Raw genomic sequence first — 17,192 nt, 5'->3', positions numbered from 1 at the left:
GTCGTCGTCCCGCTCACTCAGGTACTCCCACGGTGGCCCGGTCGAGTTGCGGCAGGCGGCCCCACTTGCCCGCGTGCCAGGGTTCCTGGTTGTCGCTGGGCCAGGCCCGGAACGGCCGGCCGAGTTCCCGGCAGAGGTACTGGGCGGCGTACCGCCCGCTGGTGGCGGCGCGGATCAGCCCGCCGAGCGAGGCCCACTGCCCGGCCATGGAGAAGCCGCGCAGCCCGGGCAGCCGCATCCGGTCCCGGTTGACCAGCCGGTTGGCGGCGTCCTCGGCCTCGGAGAAGGCCTGCCAGGCGAGGATGCTGCCGTAGGTGTTGCCGGTGAACCGCTCGGTGGTCACCGGCGAGGCCACGTCGACCAGTTCGATCCGACCGCGGAGTTCGGGGTAGGTCCGCTCCAGGAACTCCCGGACGAACGCGGCGACTTCCTGTTTGCGCGCCCGGTACGCCCGGCGGTCCCGCAGCCGCAGGTCCTTCCAGGAGCGGTAGTCGCTGAAGTAGGTGCAGTGCAGCACCGACTTGCCGGGCGGCGCGAAGCCCTCCGCGTAGGCCGAGCGCAGCTGCACCACCAGGCTGCACTGCAGCGAACCGGGCAGCCGGTCGCCGTCCTCCGGCGCCAGCAGGTAGGTGGTGCTGTGCGGTTCGCCCTCCGGCAGCGGGCCGTCGATGCCGACGAAGGCGGAGACCACGGCCGGGTACAGGTTGCCCGGCTTGTTCAGGAGTTCGCCGTACAGCCGGTCGGTGGCGGGGCTGGAGTAGCGGCCCTCCAGCAGCCGGTCGAGCACCGTCGGGCCGTCGCAGGCGGCGACCACGTGGTCGGCGAAGTGCCGGGTGCCGTCCCGGAGTTCCACGCCGACGGCGCGCCCGTCCTCGACCAGGATCCGTTCCACCCGGCAGCGGTAGCCGATCGTCCCGCCGAGCGAGGTGTACCGCTCCTCCACCGAGCGGGCCAGCCCGAGCGAACCGCCCTGCGGGAAGCCCGCGTTGCCGTTGTGCGCGGCGGCCAGGGTGTACAGGTAGGGCAGCAGCGGGAAGCCGGCGGGCTCCTGCAGGAACATGTTGGGGAAGGCCCGGCGCAGCAGCGGGTCCTGGAAGCGCTCGGCGAAGCCGCTCATCGGGGTGGTGGCGGTGCGCCAGAACAGCCGGAAGGCGGGCAGGACGGCGCGCAGGGTGCGCAGCCGCTCGGCCGTGCTGCGCAGCGGCGGCGGGGTGAGGTCCCAGGGCAGGTCGATGGCGGCGTAGCGGCGCAGGTCCCGGCAGAACGCCCGGATCGGCTTGGCGTCGCCGGGCGCGAGGGCCAGCAGGTGCTCCTCCAGCCGGTCCGGGTCACCGAAGAAGGTGACGGCGCGGCCGTGTTCGTCGACGACCCGGTTGAAGGTGTCGAAGCGGGTCACCGACTTGCCGTCCAGGGCGCCGAGTTCGCGCCAGACCTGGTGGGCACCGGTGCCCTCGGCGGTGCCGATCAGCCAGTCGATGCAGTAGTCGAACAGGTAGCCGTGCCGGGACCAGGCGGTGCAGCAGCCGCCGGGCAGGACGTGCTTCTCGAAGATCCGGGTCTCCAGGCCGCTCATCTGCGCGTAGCAGCCGGTGGCGAGGCCGGCCAGGCCGGCCCCGATCACGATGACCCGGGGCGGGCCGCCGGGGGCCCGCTCCCGGCCGGACCAGTCCGGTCCGCGGTCAGTCGCGGCCATCGACGGTGCCTCCGGCCAGGATGGCGCCGGCCAGTTCGGCGTTGCGGGCGGCGTGCTCGCCGTCGAGCATCTCGGCGTGGCTGCCGTGGCCGGCGTACACGGCGGTGCCGGTGGTGGAGGCGCCGTGCCAGGAGCCCTCCTCGCCGCCGACGTGCACGGCCAGCCGTTCCCGTTCGCAGACCACGTCGAGATGGGCCGCCACGGTGCCGGAGTTGGGGGTGCGGCTGCAGAACTCCAGGTAGTCCCGGGCCTGTTCGAGGGTTTCCTGGGCGACGATCCGCGAGCCGGTGTGCCGGTGCAGGTGTTCGTGGAGTTCGCGCTCGAAGACGGCCACGTGCTCCTCGCCGAGGTCGAAGGCGTCCCGGACCCGGTAGGCGTCCACCAGCAGCACCGAGCTCACCGTGCGGCCCCGGCGTTCCAGTTCCTTGGCGACCTCGAAGGCGAGGTTTCCGCCGAGCGAGTAGCCGAGCAGGACGTACGGCCCGTCCGGGTGCAGTTCCTCGACCAGGTCCGCGTAGCGGGCGGTCTTGTCGTCGCCGGTGAGGTAGTTGAAGGCGGCGATCCGGTGTTCCGGCAGGTGTGCGGCGAGCTGCCGGTAGACCAGGCCGTGGCCGCCGGCCGGCGGGAAGCAGAAGACCGTACGGCCTTCGGTCGCCTCGGGGTTGAACCAGAGGTGGGGCTGGCCGCCGGCCAGTTCGCCGGTGATGATCTGCTCGACGGTGCGGGCCATGCCGTGCAGGGTGGTGACCTTGAACAGCTGGCCGACCGGGATGCTGATGTTGAACTCGGTCTGCAGGTGGTGGATCAGCTCGATGAGCCGGATCGAGCTGCCGCCGAGTTCGAAGAAGTCGTGCTGGAGGCCGACTTCGTCCAGGCCGAGGAGGTTCCGCCAGTGCTCGGCGACCCGGATCTCGTAGAGGGTGACGGGCGGTTCGTGCTGGGCGCCCGCGGTGTCGGCCTTGGGCTCCGGCAGGGCGGCGAGGTCGACCTTGCCGTTCGGGGTGAGCGGCAGGGCGGGCAGTTCGGTGAGGTAGGAGGGGATCATCACGGTGGGCAGGTGTTCGGCGAGGTGCCGGCGCAGCTCCCGGCGGTCCAGCACGGTGCCCTCGGCGGGGACGACGTAGGCGGCCAGCACGGCCTCGCCCGCGGCGTCCTGGCGGACCGCCACGCAGGCCTGGGCGAGTTCGGGCCGGGCGGTGAGGTGAGCCTCGATCTCGCCCGGTTCGATGCGGTGGCCGCGGACCTTGACCTGGTTGTCGATCCGGCCGAGCAGGTGCGCGGTACCGGCGGTGTCCCAGTGCCCGAGGTCCCCGGTGCGGTAGAGCCGTACGGGTGTGCCGTCGAGTTCCAGGGTGACGAAGCGCCGGGCGGTCTGCTCCGGGTCGTTGGGGTAGCCGGCGGCGACGCCGGCGCCGCCGATCCACAGCTCGCCGGGCACGCCGGCCGGGACGGGCTCGCCGTACGGGTCGAGGATGTACAGCGCGCTGTTCGGGAAGGGCCGGCCGATCGGCACCATCCGGCCGGGTTCCAGGCTGTCGGCCGGGCCCTCGTAGTAGGTGCTGTCGACGCTGGCCTCGGTCAGGCCGTAGGAGTTGACCAGCCGGGTCCGCTCGCCGCACAGGGCGCGCAGCCGCTGGTGCTCGACGGCCTTCCAGGAGTCGGAGCCGACGATGAGCAGCCGCAGGAAGTCCAGCCGCAGGCCCTCGCGTTCGCAGTGCGCCAGCAGGGCGCGGGCCACCGCGGGCACGAACTCGCCGCAGTCCACGGCCTCCTCGCGCATCACCCGGTAGAGCCGGGCGGTGTCGAAGAGCAGTTCGCGGTCGACCAGGACGAGGGTCCCGCCGGTGCCGAGGGCCCGGGCGAGGTCGCCGGAGAAGACGTCGAAGGCCGTGCCGGCCATCTGCAGGTGGGTCCGGGCCTCGGTGTCCAGGCGGTACTCGGCGCGCCAGCCGGCGGTGACGGCGGCCAGGTTGCGGTGGTCGACGCGGACGCCCTTCGGGCGGCCGGTGGAGCCCGAGGTGTGGATCACGTAGGCGGCGCGGTCCGGGTCGGCGGCGGGCAGCGGCCCGGTGGCTGCGGCGGGCCGGTCCAGTTCCTCCAGGGTGACGGGCGTGGCGGGCAGGTCGGCCGGGAGCGGGCGCCGCTCGTCGACCACGACCAGGGTGGCGCCGACGTCGGCGAGCTGGTGGGCCAGGCGGTCGGCCGGGTGCCCGGGGTCGAGCGGCAGGTAGGCGGCGCCGGCCCGCCAGATCCCCAGCAGGGTGGTGATCAGCTCGGGTGACTTGTCCAGGCAGACGGCGACCACCGAGCCTTCGCCGACGCCGAGTTCGCGCAGCCGCAGGGCCGTGCGCTGGGAGAGCCGGTCGAGTTCGCCGTAGGTCAGCCGCCGGGTCTCCTCCCGGCCGGGGGCGACCACGGCGACGGCCTCCGGGTGTTCGGCGGCGGCCTTGGCGATCAGCTCCGGCACCGGGGTGTCGTGGTCGATCCGCCGTTCGGCGCCGCTGAATGCGGTGAGGATCTCCCGGCGTTCGGCCGCGTCCAGCATCCGCAGCCGTCCGACCGGCTCGCCCTCGGCGGCGCGGGTCATGGCGTCCAGCAGGTTGCGGTAGTGCGCGGCGAGCCGCTGGACGGTGGCGGGCTCGAAGAGGTCGGAGTTGTACTTGAAGACGCAGTGGAAGCAGCCGTCCGACCGGTCCTCGTAGGCGGACAGGGTGAGGTCGAACTGCCCTTCTTCTTCAGGGAGTTCGATGTACTCCAGGCGGTAGCCGAAGCGCTCCACGGCGACCTTGTGGGTGAGCAGGATGAACATCGCCTGGAACACCGCGGACCGGCTCGGGTCGTGCTGCAGCCCCAGCTGCTCGACCAGCAGCGGGAAGGGGTACTCCTGGTTGTCCAGCCCGCCGAGCACGCTCTCCCGCACCCGGGCCAGCAGCTCCGGCACGGTCGGCTCCCCGGCCAGACTGATGTGCAGCGGCAGCGGGTTGACGAAGTAGCCGTAGACGGAGGCGAACTCCTCCTGGGTGCGGCCGGTGACGGGGCTGCCGACCACGATGTCCGGCTGGCCGGACCAGCGGTGCAGCAGCAGGTAGTAGGCGCCGAGCAGCACCATGAAGGGGGTGGCGCCGTTCGCCCGGGCCAACTCGTGGACCCGGGAGGTCAGTTCGTCGTCCAGCCGGAAGAACTCGGAGGCCCCGTTGTGGGTCTGCACGGCCGGCCGCGGCTTGTCGGTGGGCAGCGCCAGCACCGGCATCTCGGCGGGCAGGTGGCCGCGCCAGTAGTCGAGCATCCGCTGGGCGTCGGGGCCGGCCAGGAAGCGGTTCTGGTGGTTGAGGAAGTCCAGGTAGCGGGCGGCCACCGGGGGCAGTTCGGGGGTGCGGCCCTGCCGCAGCGCCTCGTAGACCTCGAACAGCTCCTCGATGAAGGTGAAGGTGGAGATCGCGTCCGAGACGATGTGGTGGACGGCCTTCATCAGCACCCAGCGGTCCGGCCCGCGCCGGAACAGCCGCAGCCGGACCAGCGGGTCCTCGGCCAGGTCGTACGGCCGCCGGTGCTCGCGGACGATCAGCTCGTGGATCTCCTCCCACGGCCGGCCCTCGACGTCGAACAGCCCGGTGTCGGCCACCGCCTCCTCGCGGATGCGCTGGACCGGCCGGCCCTCCTCCGCCGTGAAGGCGGCCCGCAGGCCGGGGTGGCGGGCGACCAGGAAGCGGAAGGCCGCGAACACCAGCTCGGGGTCGAGCACGGCGCGCACCTCGACGGCGCCGCCGATGTTGTACGCGAAGCCGTCCGGGTGCAGCTGGCGCAGGAACCAGAGCGCCTGCTGGTTGTGGGTGAGCGGGTAGCGGCTCTCGTCGGTGTGCAGCTCGATCTCGGCCCGGGCCGGGCCGCCGTCGGCGAGCCGTTCGGCCAGGCCTTCGGTGAGCAGGTCGACCAGGTCTCCGACGGTGCCGTTGCTGAGCAGGGCCACCACCGGGAGGGCGACGCCCAGTTCGCCGTGCACCCGGGCGCGCAGCTCCATCGCGAGCAGCGAGTCGAGGCCGTGCGCGCCGAGCCTGGTGTCCGCATCGATCCGTTCGGCGCCGGTCCGCAGCACGGCCGCGGCGGCGGCGGTGAACCGCTCGGTGACCAGCTCCCGGCGGCTCTGCGGGTCGGCCGTGCGGTAGGCGTCCAGGAAGCCGCCGGTCTCGGCCGGGGCCTGTTCGGCGGCGTCGGCCGCCAGGTCGGCGACCAGCGGCGGCGGCTCCGGGTACCAGGCGAGGAAGGTCGGCCAGTCCACGACAGTGGCGACCAGCAGCTGGGCCCGGTCCTGGCCGAGGACGCGTTCCAGGACGGCCGTCCCGGCGTCCGGCGGCAGCGAGCTCATGCCGCGGGCGTCGCGGTAGTGGGCGACCAGGCCCAGTTCCTCGATCATGCCGGTGGCCCAGGGGCCCCAGTCCAGGCTGAGCGCGGGCAGGCCGTCGGCCCGGCGGTGGTGCGCGAGGGCGTCCAGGAAGGCGTTGCCGGCCGCGTAGTTGGTCTGTCCGGCGGTGGTGAGCAGCGAGGCGACGGAGGCGAACAGGACGAAGTGGTCCAGCGGTTCGTCGCGCAGCAGCCGGTGCAGCAGGTGGCCGCCGACGACCTTGGGGGTGTACCCGGCGTCGAAGGAGCTGCGGTCCATCTGCGCCAGCAGGGTGTCCTTGACCTGTCCGGCGAGGTGGAACACGCCGCGGATCGGCGGGAGTTGGCGCTCGCGGTAGTCGGCGAGCCAGGCCGTGAGGGCGGCCTCGTCGGTGACGTCCACCGGGGCGAGCAGCGGTTCGGCGCCGAGTGCCTGGAGTTCACGCAGGAAGGCGATCCGCTCCCCGGCGGGGGTCTGCGGGTCGGTGTGGGCCCACTGGGAACGCTCGGGCAGCGGGGTGCGGCCGACCAGGATCAGGCGGCGGGCGCCGCGTCGGACCAGGGTGCGGCAGAGCAGCCGGCCGAGGGCGCCGAAGGCGCCGGTGACGAGGTAGCTGCCGTCGGGGCGCAGGACGGGCGGCAGCGGCCGGGTGAGGCCTTCGGCCTGGTGCAGCCGGCTGGTCAGGCGGGCGCCGGCCCGCAGGGCGATCTCCTGCTCGTCCCGGGCGGTGAGTTCGGCGAGCAGCGCCTCGGCCTGTGCGGGGGTGTCGACGGCGGGGTCGAGGTCGATCAGGGTGCCGCGCTGGGTGACGAGTTCCTGCTGCCAGAGCACCCGGCCGATGCCCCAGGCGGGGGCGCCGAGCGGTTCGACCCGGTCGCCGGGGGCGGCGGGCTGGGTGCCCCGGGTGACGATGTGCAGCCGGCCGTCGGGGCGGGCGGCGGGCAGGGCCTGGGCGAGGGCGATCAGGGAGTAGGCGCCGTGGGTGGCGAGCGGGCCGAGCCGGTCGGGTGCGGTGCTGTCCAGCGCGGGCAGGTCGAGGTTCCAGAGGTGGACGACGGTGGCGTAGCCGGGGTCGAGGTCGGCGAGCAGCTGCTGGACGTCCTCGGCCGAGTCGGGCCGTACGGTCGAGTGCCCGTCCTCGTGGCGGTACTCGGTGCCGGGCCGGACGAGGTGGCAGCGGGCGCCGCGTTCGGCTGCCAGCGCGGCCAGCCGTTCGGCGAGGCCGCCCTCGTCGGCGAGGAGCAGCAGGTCGCCGGGGGTCCGGTCGGCGGGCGCCTCGGACGCCTGCACCCAGGCGGGTTCGGTGAGCCAGCCGTCGATGGTGGCCAGCCCCACCGTGGCCGGGGCCTGGGCGACGTCGGCGACCCGGAAGCCGGTGATCCGGCCGATCGGGGTGCCGTCCTCGCTGTGCAGGGCGATGTCGCCGACGAGCTCGTCGCCGCTGTCCCGGGTGACAGTGGCGCGGGCCCAGAGCGGCCGGGCGCCGATCTCGTCGAGCCGGACCTCCTCGATGGAGACCGGCAGCCGGACGCTGCCGACCTCGGGGGCGTGCAGCGTGGTGGCGAGCAGGGTCTGGAAGCAGGCGTCCAGCAGCACCGGGTGGAGGTGGTGGTCGGCGGCGTCGGGGCCGAGCAGGTCGGTGGCCCGGATCCGGGCCAGGGCCTCGCCGGGGCCCGTCCACACCTCCTGGACGGCCTGGAAGGCGGGCCCGTAGTGGTAGCCGCGTTCGGCCAGCTGCCGGTAGCAGTCCGGGCCGTCGAGGTGGCGCCCGTGGGCCTGCGGCGTGGCGACGTCCAGCGCGGGGCCGTAGGAGCGGCGCTGGCCGGTGCGGACCCGGCCGCCGGCGTGCACGACGGGTTCGCCGCCGGGCGGGGTGGAGGCGATGGTGAACCGGGCGTCCTCCGGTGCGTAGCCGAGCTGGACGGTGGCGGGCTCGGCCTCGGAGAGGAACAGCGCCCGGTTGAGCTCGACCTCGGCCAGCACGACCTCGGTGCCGCCGGTGAGCGCACGCACGGCCTGGGCGGCCATCTCCAGGTATCCGGCGGCCGGGAAGACGATCTGGCCCTCGATCCGGTGGTCGTTCAGGTACGGCAGCCGCTCGGGGTCGAGCGCGGTGGTCCAGCCGGGCTGGGCGCTGGGCGTGCGGCGGCCGAGCAGCGGGTGGTCGACCTGTCCGAGCCGGACCTGCTCGACCGGCTTGGGCTCGACCCAGTACCGGTCGCGCCGCCACGGGTAGCCGGGCAGCGGTGCGGGGCGCCCGCCGGGGTGCAGCGCGTCCCAGGTCAGCTCGACGCCCAGGGTGTGCAGTTCGGCGAGGCTGCGGGTGAAGCAGGCGGTCTCGTCCTGGCGGCGGCGGATCGACGCCACGGTGTGCGCCTGCCCGGCGCACTCGCGGATCGCGTGGCCGAGCACCGGGTGCGGGCCGAGCTCCAGGAAGAGAGCGTGTCCGTCCTCGGCCATCCGCTCGACGGCGGCGCGGAAGCGGACCGGGTTGCGGACGTTCTGCCACCAGTACTCGCCGTCCAGTTCGGGCCCCTTGGCGAGACCTTCGCGCGCGGTGAGGTAGAGCGGCAGCCGCGCGTCCTGCGGCTTGATGCCGGCGAGCGCGGCGACCAGCTCGTCCCGGATCGGGTCCATCCGCACGCTGTGGTAGGGCACTTCGACGTCCAGGAGGCGGGCGAACACGCCCTGCGCGGTGAGCTCTTCGGCCAGTTCGGCCAGCGCCTCAGTGTCCCCGGCCAGGGTCACCGCCGAGGGGCTGTTGACGGCGCCGAGCGAGACCCGGGTGCGGTACGGGCGGATCCGGCGCTCCGCCTCGGCCTCGGGCAGGCCGACGGCGAGCATGCTGCCGGTGCCGGCCAGCCGCTGCTGGAGCCGGCTGCGGGCCAGCACCACCCGGACGGCGTCGGCCAGGTCGTAGACCCCGGCCTCGTGGAAGGCGGCCACCTCGCCGGTGCTGTGGCCCACCACCGCGTCGGGGCGCAGTCCGTGGCTGCGCCAAAGCGCCGAAAGTCCCACCTGGACGGCGAAGTTGGCGGGCTGGGCGAGCCAGGTCCCGGCCATCCTGGAGTCGGCCTCGTCCCGGCCCAGCTCCTCCAGCAGCGACCAGTCGGCCTGCGCCCGGATCTCGCGGTCGACGGCCGTGACGGCCTCGCGGTAGACCGCTTCGGTCTCGTACAGGCCGCGGCCCATCCCCCACCACTGCGGGCCCATGCCGGTGAACACCCAGGCCAGGCGCCGCTGCCGGCGCTCCCGGGCGCGGCCCCGCACCACCTGCGGGTGGTCCTCGCCGCGCTCGCAGGCGGCCAGTGCCTCGTCCAGGTCCTGCCGGGTGGAGTACGTCACCGCGAGCCGCTCGGGAAGGTGCTGGCGGCGGTGGGCCAGGGTGTGCCCGAGGTCGGCCGGCGAGGCGCCGGCGGCGAGCTCCTGCCGGACGGCGGCGGCGAGTTCGGGCAGTCCGGCGGCGTCCTTGGTGCTCAGCGGGAGGATGGTGCGCACGGGCTCCGCGACCGGCGCGGCGGGCCCGGGGCTCGGCGGTTCCTCCAGCAGGACGTGGGCGTTGGTGCCGCCGAAGCCGAAGGAGTTGACGCCCGCGCGGGCCGGGCCGCGGTGCTCGGGCCAGTCGACCGGCTCGGTCGGGATCTCGAAGGGCAGCGCGGCGAGATCGATGCCAGGGTTGGGGCGTTCCAGGTTGAGGTGCGGCGGGATGCGGCGGTGCTTGAGGGCGAGCGCGGTCTTGATCAGCCCGGCGACGCCGGCCGCGGCCTCGGTGTGCCCGATGTTGGTCTTGACCGAGCCGACGTAGCAGCGGTCCCCGGAGCGGCGGCCGATGCCGAGCACCCGGCCGAGCGCGGCCGCCTCGATCGGGTCGCCGACCGGGGTGGAGGTGCCGTGCGCCTCGACGTACTGCAGGCTGCCGGGTACCACTCCGGCCTCGGCGCAGACCCGTTCGATCAGGGTGACCTGGGCGTCCGCGCTGGGGACGGTGATGCCGTTGGTGCGGCCGTCCTGGTTGACGCCGCTGCCGAGGATGACGGCGTGCACCGGGTCCCCGTCGCGCTGCGCGTCGGAGAGCCGCTTGAGCACGACCACGCCGACGCCCTCGGCCCGGACGTAGCCGTCGGCGGAGGCGTCGAAGGCACGCGAGCGGCCGTCCGCGGAGAGGAAGCCGCCCTTGGTCTCGGCGATCGTGTACTGCGGTGCCATGTGCAGCAACGCGCCGCCGGCCAGGGCGAGTTCGGTCTCGCCGCGGAGCAGGCTCTGGCAGGCGAGGTGGACCGCGACCAGGGAGGAGCTGCACGCGGTGTCGATCGAGACGCTGGGGCCGCGGAAGTCGAAGCAGTGCGAGATCCGGTTGGACACCATCGTCATCATGGTGCCGGTGGCGGTGTGCGCGGCGATGGTGGCGAAGTCGAGGTCGGCGAACTGCAGGATCTTCCAGTCGAGGGTGAAGGCGCCCATGTAGACGCCGACTTCGCGCCCGGCGAGTTCGCCCGGGCGCAGGCCGCCGTCCTCCAGCGCCTCCCAGCTGACCTCCAGGAGCTTGCGCTGCTGCGGGTCCATGTGCTCGGCCTCGCGCGGGCTGATCCCGAAGAACTCCGGGTCGAAGGTGTCGAAGCCGTCGATGTAGCCGCCCCGGCCGCCGATCAGCCGGCCCCGCTTGGCCCGGTCCCGACTGCCCAGGGTGCCGGTGTCGTACCGGTCGGCGGGGGTCTCGGTGAGACAGTCCCGGCCCTCGATCAGGTTGCGCCAGTAGGTCCGGTGGTCGTTGGCGTGTCCCGGCAGGCGGCAGCCGATACCGGTGATCGCGATGGGCTCGCGGGGCACGGCGAAGGGCGAGGAAGTCATGATCCAATCCGAGGGTGATGGCGTGGCGCCGTGGACACGGGCAAGAGGGGGCTGCGTGGGCGGGTCAGGCGGACTGCTCGGTGGTCTTCGCCCGGCGCCAGGGGTGCAGCAGGGTGGCGCCGAGTTCACCGGTGGCGGGGAACGCAGCGGGATCGGTGAGGCCGACGGCCTTCGGCGCACGGCCGGGACGCCAGGTGAAGCTCCCGAAAACGTGGTCCCAGAGCGAGAGGTCGGAGGAGTAGTGGCCGGCTTCGCCGAGGTCGGTGCTGTGGTGCAGGCGGTGGAGCTCCGGGCCGGCCAGGACGTGGCCGAGCGGACCGAGGTGGACGTCGATGTTCGCGTGGACGAAATACCCCTGAGCCAGAACGAATATTCCGACCACGAACACCGAATCCGCAGAGAATCCGATCAGCGCCAACGAGAGCTGGACCACGGACTGCGCGACGAAGACGTCCAGGAAATGGTTGACGCCGTTGTTCGCGACGTTCACCTTGTCCGGGACGTGGTGCACTCCGTGCAGCCGCCAGAGCCATCGGTTCCGGTGCGACCAGCGGTGCACGAGGTAGTCGCCGAGCGAGCCGACCAGCAGCGCGAGTGGGATCTCCACCGCGAACGGCAGTGCCGGGTGTGCCGGGCCGAGCACCTCCACCAGCGCCGTCACCAGCCCTTGGGCCAGTCCGCCGCCGACCATGCTCAGCACGAAGTAGACGCTGTACCAGCCTAGTTCACGACGGCTCGGGTGCCAGTCGGTCCGGTACGGGATCACCCGCTCCAGCACCGCCAGGTATCCGATGACGGCGATCAGGACGAGCGGGGAGACCCGGTCGGGTGCCCAGTGGAAGTGCAGGGTCGCAACGGAAATGGACAGGACACCCAGGAGCAGGAGCGGATGGGCGAGCCGGCGCGCAAGGGCTGAAAGCACGCGCCCCCCGTTCTTCGCGGACTAACGACTGGAAACGTCAGAGACTCTAGCGGGAGCCGCAAGCCCAGGAAGTCATTCGACGTGTTAACGCCATGAATGACCCGATCGGCGGAAGAATCGCGCACGAAGTTGACGCTCGAACGGCGTGAAGGGGGCGCATTTTGTGGCAGGAGTAGGAATTATCGGCGTGCGGCACCACTGTTCACCACCCCTCTTTGGTCGCACGCCCTCCCATGCGCCCCTGACGGGTCGGGAGTCCCGAACGCCGCTCGCGGTCAGGACCGGGCCAGCTCCGCCAGCCGGTGCGCGGCGCGCGGTTCGTGCGCCGCGAGGCGTCCGCGCAGGCCGCGCAGCTCGTGCTCGACCAGCGCGGGCAGGGCGGTCGCGGGAGCGGCCTCCAGGGCGGGGGCGAGGATTTCGAGGGCCGTGCGCGGATCGTGCGCGCAGGCATGGCAGTCGGCCGCCCGGACGATGAACAGCAGTCGACTGGCCGGCAGTTGGTTCGGGCCGAGCAGACTCAGCGCGGTCTCGGTGGCGCTCAGCGCCCGGCGGGCCAGCCGCAGGTCGTCCCCGGCCGCGGCGAGATCGCGCAGCGCGGCGGCCGCCGCGGACTCGACCCGCATCCGCATCGAGGCGATGGAGAGCCAGGGCACGTCGACCTCGTCCTGCGTGCCGATGTGTTCCAGGTGCGCCCGGGCCAGACCGATCTGACGGACCGCCGCCCGGACGTCGCCGGTGAGGGCGTACGCGCGGGCCCGGCTGACCCGGTCCATCGCCCCGGCCCAGGGCCGGCCGGGGGCGATGCGGTCGATCTCGCGGGCGTAGCCGAGCGCGGCCTGCGGATCCCCGTCGAGCCGGGCCAGGATGCTCAGGTCGCTGAGCGTGCCGACCTGGGTGGCCAGGTCGCCGGCCAGCCCGGCCCAGGTCAGCGCCCGGTCGTAGCAGGCCATCGCGGTGGCGTTGCGGCCGTCCTGCATGCGCAGTGCGCCGGCGGCGTGGGCGTGCTCGGCCGCCAGCCGGGCCAGCGGTGCGCGCCGGGCGGCGGGCGCGGTGGCGAGCCGGGCGAGCACGGCGTGCAGGGTGCGTTCGACGGCGGCGGCCAGGCCCGGGCGGCCGCCGATCTCGCCGGCCCGCAGGTGGGCGGCGAGCAGTCCGGTGAGGGCGTGCGCGGTGCCGGCGTCCAGCGGCGGCGCGGCGGCCGGGTCGACGAGCACCTTCGGTGAGCAGAACTCGGCGTAGCGGGCCGCGAGTTCGGCGGGCCCGGGGACCTCGCAGCCCTCGGCGCCGTGCAGCGGGCAGAGCAGACCGTAGTCGGGCAGCCGCGCCGGGGACGGCAGGACGGCGGCGGGCAGGACGGCGTCGGCGGGTGGGACGGCGGCCGGCGCCCCGGCGGGCAACGGGGGGCGCAGCAGCGCGGGTGAGAAGGAGTCGAGCGCGGACAGCTCGGCGGTCTCGGCGTGCAGGCAGGCGGCGCTCAAGTCGCCGCCGGCGCCGAGGAGTCCGTCGATCCGGTCGGCGGTCCTGGGGGCGACCCGGCGGGCGCCGTGCTCGATCTTGCTGACCGCGGTGTGGTCGTAGCCGATCCCGGCGCCGAGTTGGGCCTGGGTGAGTCCGGCCCGGCGACGCCAGTGCCGCACCCGGGCGCCGAACTCCCGCCAGGCGCCCTGGCCCTGGCCGGTCGGCGACGCCGGTAGCGCCGCCGCAGGGGCCACACGGTTCCGCTGCACGGCTGCCTCCCCGGGTGCGCCGTTCGTCCCCGGCCGGTCGCGGGGCCCGTCGGCGATTCCAGTGATTCCGACGACTCCGATGACTCAGATGACGAGGACGGTACTCGATGGCCACCCGCCCCGTACATGACGTGGTCTCAACCACTTGAAGAAAACCCCAGCTTGACGCGAAGCGGAGGGGCCGGCTTGACGGAATTTGCCAACCCTATGCATCGCCTGCACCGGCCATTGACCCGAGCATGACGCCATGTGAGGGTTCGGGCACCCGAGCGCGGACGGCCCGCACGGCCGTCCCCCAGGCACGGCCTGCGGTGCGCCACCAGCCATGCCCGTCCGCGGTCGAGGACCCCCACACGCGAGGAGCCTCGATGCAACGCAGAGTTTCCACAGGTCGGTTGCTGACCACGGCGACCACCCTGACCGTGCTGGCCGGCATGATCGCCGCCGCCGCGGGGCCGGCCACCGCCGCGCCCACCCCCTCCCCCACACCTCCGAGCGCCCTGGCCGCCGCCGTCAACGCCGCCGACGCCGCCGCCGCGGCCGGCCTGGACGCCCTGGCCAAGGGCCCCGGCGAGACCTACGAGCGCCGCGCGGTCACCCCCTGGGTCGGCGGCCTCTACTCCGTCGCGTACGAGCGCAGCTACCGCGGCCTGCCGGTGGTCGGCGGCGACGCGGTGGTGCTCGCCGACGGGCAGGGCAAGGTCCGCGGCCTGCAGTCCGCCGCGACCGGCCCGGTCGGCGGCTCCGTCACCCCGCAGATCGGCGCGGACAAGGCGGAGAGGACCGCCCGCACCAGGCTGCCCGTCGTGGACACGGTGGAGTCGAACCGGCTCGTCGTCCGGGTCAAGGACGGCAGCGGCGGCCGGCTCGCCTGGGAGACCGTGCTCAGCGGCAGCAAGGGCAGCGCCCCGAGCCGGCTGCACGTCTTCGTGGACGCGGCCACCGGCGAGGTCATCGACAGCTACGACGACGTCCGCGCCGGCACCGTCAACAGCAAGTGGAACGGCCCCGCGCCGGTCACCATCAGCACCACCGGCTCGGGCGGCTCCTACTCGCTGCGCGACCCGAACCGCCCCGGCCTGTCCTGTTCCGACTACAGCACCGGGCAGGTCTTCTCCAAGTCCAGTGACTCCTGGGGCACCGGCAGCCCGACCAGCAAGGAGACCGGCTGCGGCGACGCGATGTTCGCGGCCCAGAAGGAATGGGACATGCTCCGCGACTGGCTGGGTCGCAACGGGCACAACGGCAACGGCGGCAGCTGGCCGGTGAAGGTCGGCCTCAACGACGTCAACGCCTACTGGGACGGCAGCTCGATATCCATCGGCCACAGCCAGTCCAACGAGTGGATCGCCGCGATCGACGTGGTCGGCCACGAGTTCGGCCACGGCATCGACCAGTACACCCCGGGCGGCGCCAACAACGAGTCCGGCCTGGGCGAGGCCACCGGCGACATCATGGGCGCCCTCACCGAGGCCTACGCCAACGAGCCGGGGCCGTACGACAGCCCGGACTACACCGTCGGCGAGATGATCAACCTGGTCGGCAACGGCCCGATCCGGAACATGTCCAACCCCTCCTCGGTCAACAACGATCCCAACTGCTACTCCTCGTCCATCCCGCAGACCGAGGAGCACGCGGCGGCCGGTCCGCTGAACCACTGGTTCTACCTGCTGGCCGAGGGCTCCAACCCGGGCGGCGGCAAGCCCTCCAGCCCGACCTGCAACAACTCCTCCGTCACCGGCATCGGCATCAAGGACGCCGGCCGGGTCTTCTACGGCGGCATGCTGCTCAAGACCAGCGGCATGACGTACAAGCGCTACCGCACCGCCACCCTGACGGCGGCCAAGAACCTCGACCCGTCCTGCACCTTCTTCAACCGGGCCAAGGCCGCCTGGGACGCGGTCAGCGTGTCCGCGCAGAGCGGTGACCCGACCTGCACGCCGTCCGGCACCAACGACTTCTCGCTCTCGCTCGGCCCGGCGTCCGGCTCCGTCCAGCCCGGCTCCTCGACCACCGCGACTGTGAACACCGCGCTCACCTCGGGCACCGCGCAGTCCGTCAACCTGAGCGTCTCCGGCTCCCCGGCCGGCGTCACCGCGACGGTCAGCCCCTCCTCCGTACAGACCGGCTCCTCCGCCACCCTGACCCTGTCCGCCTCCTCGGGCGCCGCGGCCGGGACGTACGTGATCACCGTCACCGGTACCGCCGGCGCGGCCACCCACACCGCCCAGTACACCCTGACCGTCGGTGGCGGGGGCAACCCCGGCGGGCCCGCGCCCGACATCGACGTGGCCAAGGTCCAGGCCCACCTGGCGCAGCTGAACGGCATCGCCAACCAGAACGGCGGCAACCGCCGGGCAGGCAGCGCCGGGCACAGCCAGTCGGTGGCGTACCTCAAGGCCAAGCTGCAGGCGGCCGGCTACACCGTCAGCGAGCAGACCTGCACCTCCTGCACCTACCAGTCCGACAACCTGATCGCCGACTGGCCCGGCGGCCCGTCCGACCAGGTCACCATGTTCGGCGCCCACCTGGACAGCGTCGGCGCCGGCCCCGGCATCAACGACAACGGCTCCGGCTCGGCCACCCTGCTGGAGAACGCGCTCGTGCTCGCCCAGCAGAACCCGTCCCTGACCCGGCACGTCCGCTTCGCCTGGTGGACCGGCGAGGAACAGGGCCTGCAGGGCTCGCAGTTCTACGTCGGCCGGCTCGGCTCCGGCCAGCGCTCCGCGATCAAGGCCTACTACAACTTCGACATGGTCGGCTCGCCCAACGCCGGCTACTTCATCAACAACCTCACCTCCGCCGCCTCCGCGCCGATGAAGGCCTACTGGGACTCCCTCAACCTCCAGCCGGAGGAGAACGTCGAGGGCCAGGGCCGCTCGGACGACTACTCCTTCCAGCAGGCCGGCATCCCGACCTCGGGCTACGCGGCCGGCGCCAGCGACACCAAGACCTCCGCCCAGGCCGCCAAGTGGGGCGGCACGGCGGGCCGTTCGTACGACTCCTGCTACCACCAGTCCTGCGACACCACCGGCAACGTCGACGCAACGGTGCTCAACCGCAGCGCCGACGGCGTGGCCTACACCATCTGGAAGACCTCGGTCGGCGGCACCACGCCCGCCAACGACTTCTCCCTCGCGGTGAACCCGGCCACCGCCACCGTCCGGCCCGGTGACACCGCCACGGCGACCGTCGCCACCGCGACCACCTCCGGCTCGGCCCAGACGGTCAACCTGACCGCCACCGGCGCCCCGGCCGGCGTCACCGTCTCCTTCAGCCCCTCCTCGGTGCAGTCCGGCGGCTCCGCGACGCTCACCGTCGCGACCTCCGCCTCCACCGCGGCCGGCACCTACAGCATCACCCTCACCGGGACCGGCTCCGCCACCCACAGCACCAGCTTCTCCCTGGTCGTGGGCAACGGGAACCCCGACCCCGGCGGCACCTGGACTCCCGGCACCACCTACAAGGCGGGCGACACCGTGACCTACAACGGCGTCAGCTACGTCTGCGTCCAGGGTCACACCGCCCAGGTCGGCTGGGAGCCGCCGATCGTCCCGGCCCTGTGGCAGCCGGTGTGACCAGCGTGACCGGGGCGTTCTGACGCCACCTGAAACCGCTGCGCCG

Annotated in this window: 5 protein-coding genes; 1 reads left to right on the top strand and 4 read right to left on the bottom strand. The window is 73.3% G+C overall.

Going from position 1 to position 17,192, the window contains the following annotated elements; translation table 11 throughout:
• Window positions 1-13: 13 nt before the first annotated feature.
• From BX285_RS18910 to BX285_RS18895, 4 genes are all read right to left on the bottom strand, one after another.
• The gene (locus BX285_RS18910; RefSeq protein ID WP_121175852.1) at window positions 14-1,693 is read right to left on the bottom strand and encodes an NAD(P)/FAD-dependent oxidoreductase; all 1,680 of its coding nucleotides are present in this window, start codon (window positions 1,691-1,693) and stop codon (window positions 14-16) included.
• Window positions 1,680-10,919: a non-ribosomal peptide synthetase/type I polyketide synthase gene (locus tag BX285_RS18905; RefSeq protein WP_121175849.1), complete on the bottom strand. Its 9,240-nt coding sequence runs from the start codon at window positions 10,917-10,919 to the stop codon at window positions 1,680-1,682. Before BX285_RS18905 ends, BX285_RS18910 begins: the two co-directional genes overlap by 14 nt.
• A gap of 64 nt (window positions 10,920-10,983) precedes the next feature.
• A complete protein-coding gene (locus tag BX285_RS18900; protein ID WP_097239060.1) occupies window positions 10,984-11,841 on the bottom strand; it encodes a sterol desaturase family protein in 858 nt (285 codons plus the stop codon).
• A 275-nt stretch (window positions 11,842-12,116) separates the two neighbouring features.
• Window positions 12,117-13,568 carry a helix-turn-helix domain-containing protein gene (locus BX285_RS18895; RefSeq protein ID WP_259470578.1) on the bottom strand — a complete coding sequence of 484 codons (1,452 nt, stop codon included), beginning with the start codon at window positions 13,566-13,568 and terminating at the stop codon, window positions 12,117-12,119.
• Between the two features lie 368 nt (window positions 13,569-13,936).
• Between BX285_RS18895 and BX285_RS18890 the strand changes: the two genes are divergently transcribed.
• On the top strand, window positions 13,937-17,146 hold the full coding sequence (locus tag BX285_RS18890; RefSeq protein ID WP_398900568.1) for a M28 family peptidase: 3,210 nt from the start codon (window positions 13,937-13,939) through the stop codon (window positions 17,144-17,146).
• Window positions 17,147-17,192 lie beyond the last annotated feature (46 nt).

Source organism: Streptomyces sp. 1114.5 (assembly GCF_003635085.1).
Taxonomy (GTDB): Bacteria; Actinomycetota; Actinomycetes; order Streptomycetales; family Streptomycetaceae; genus Kitasatospora.
This window is presented reverse-complemented; position numbering and strand designations above follow the sequence as displayed.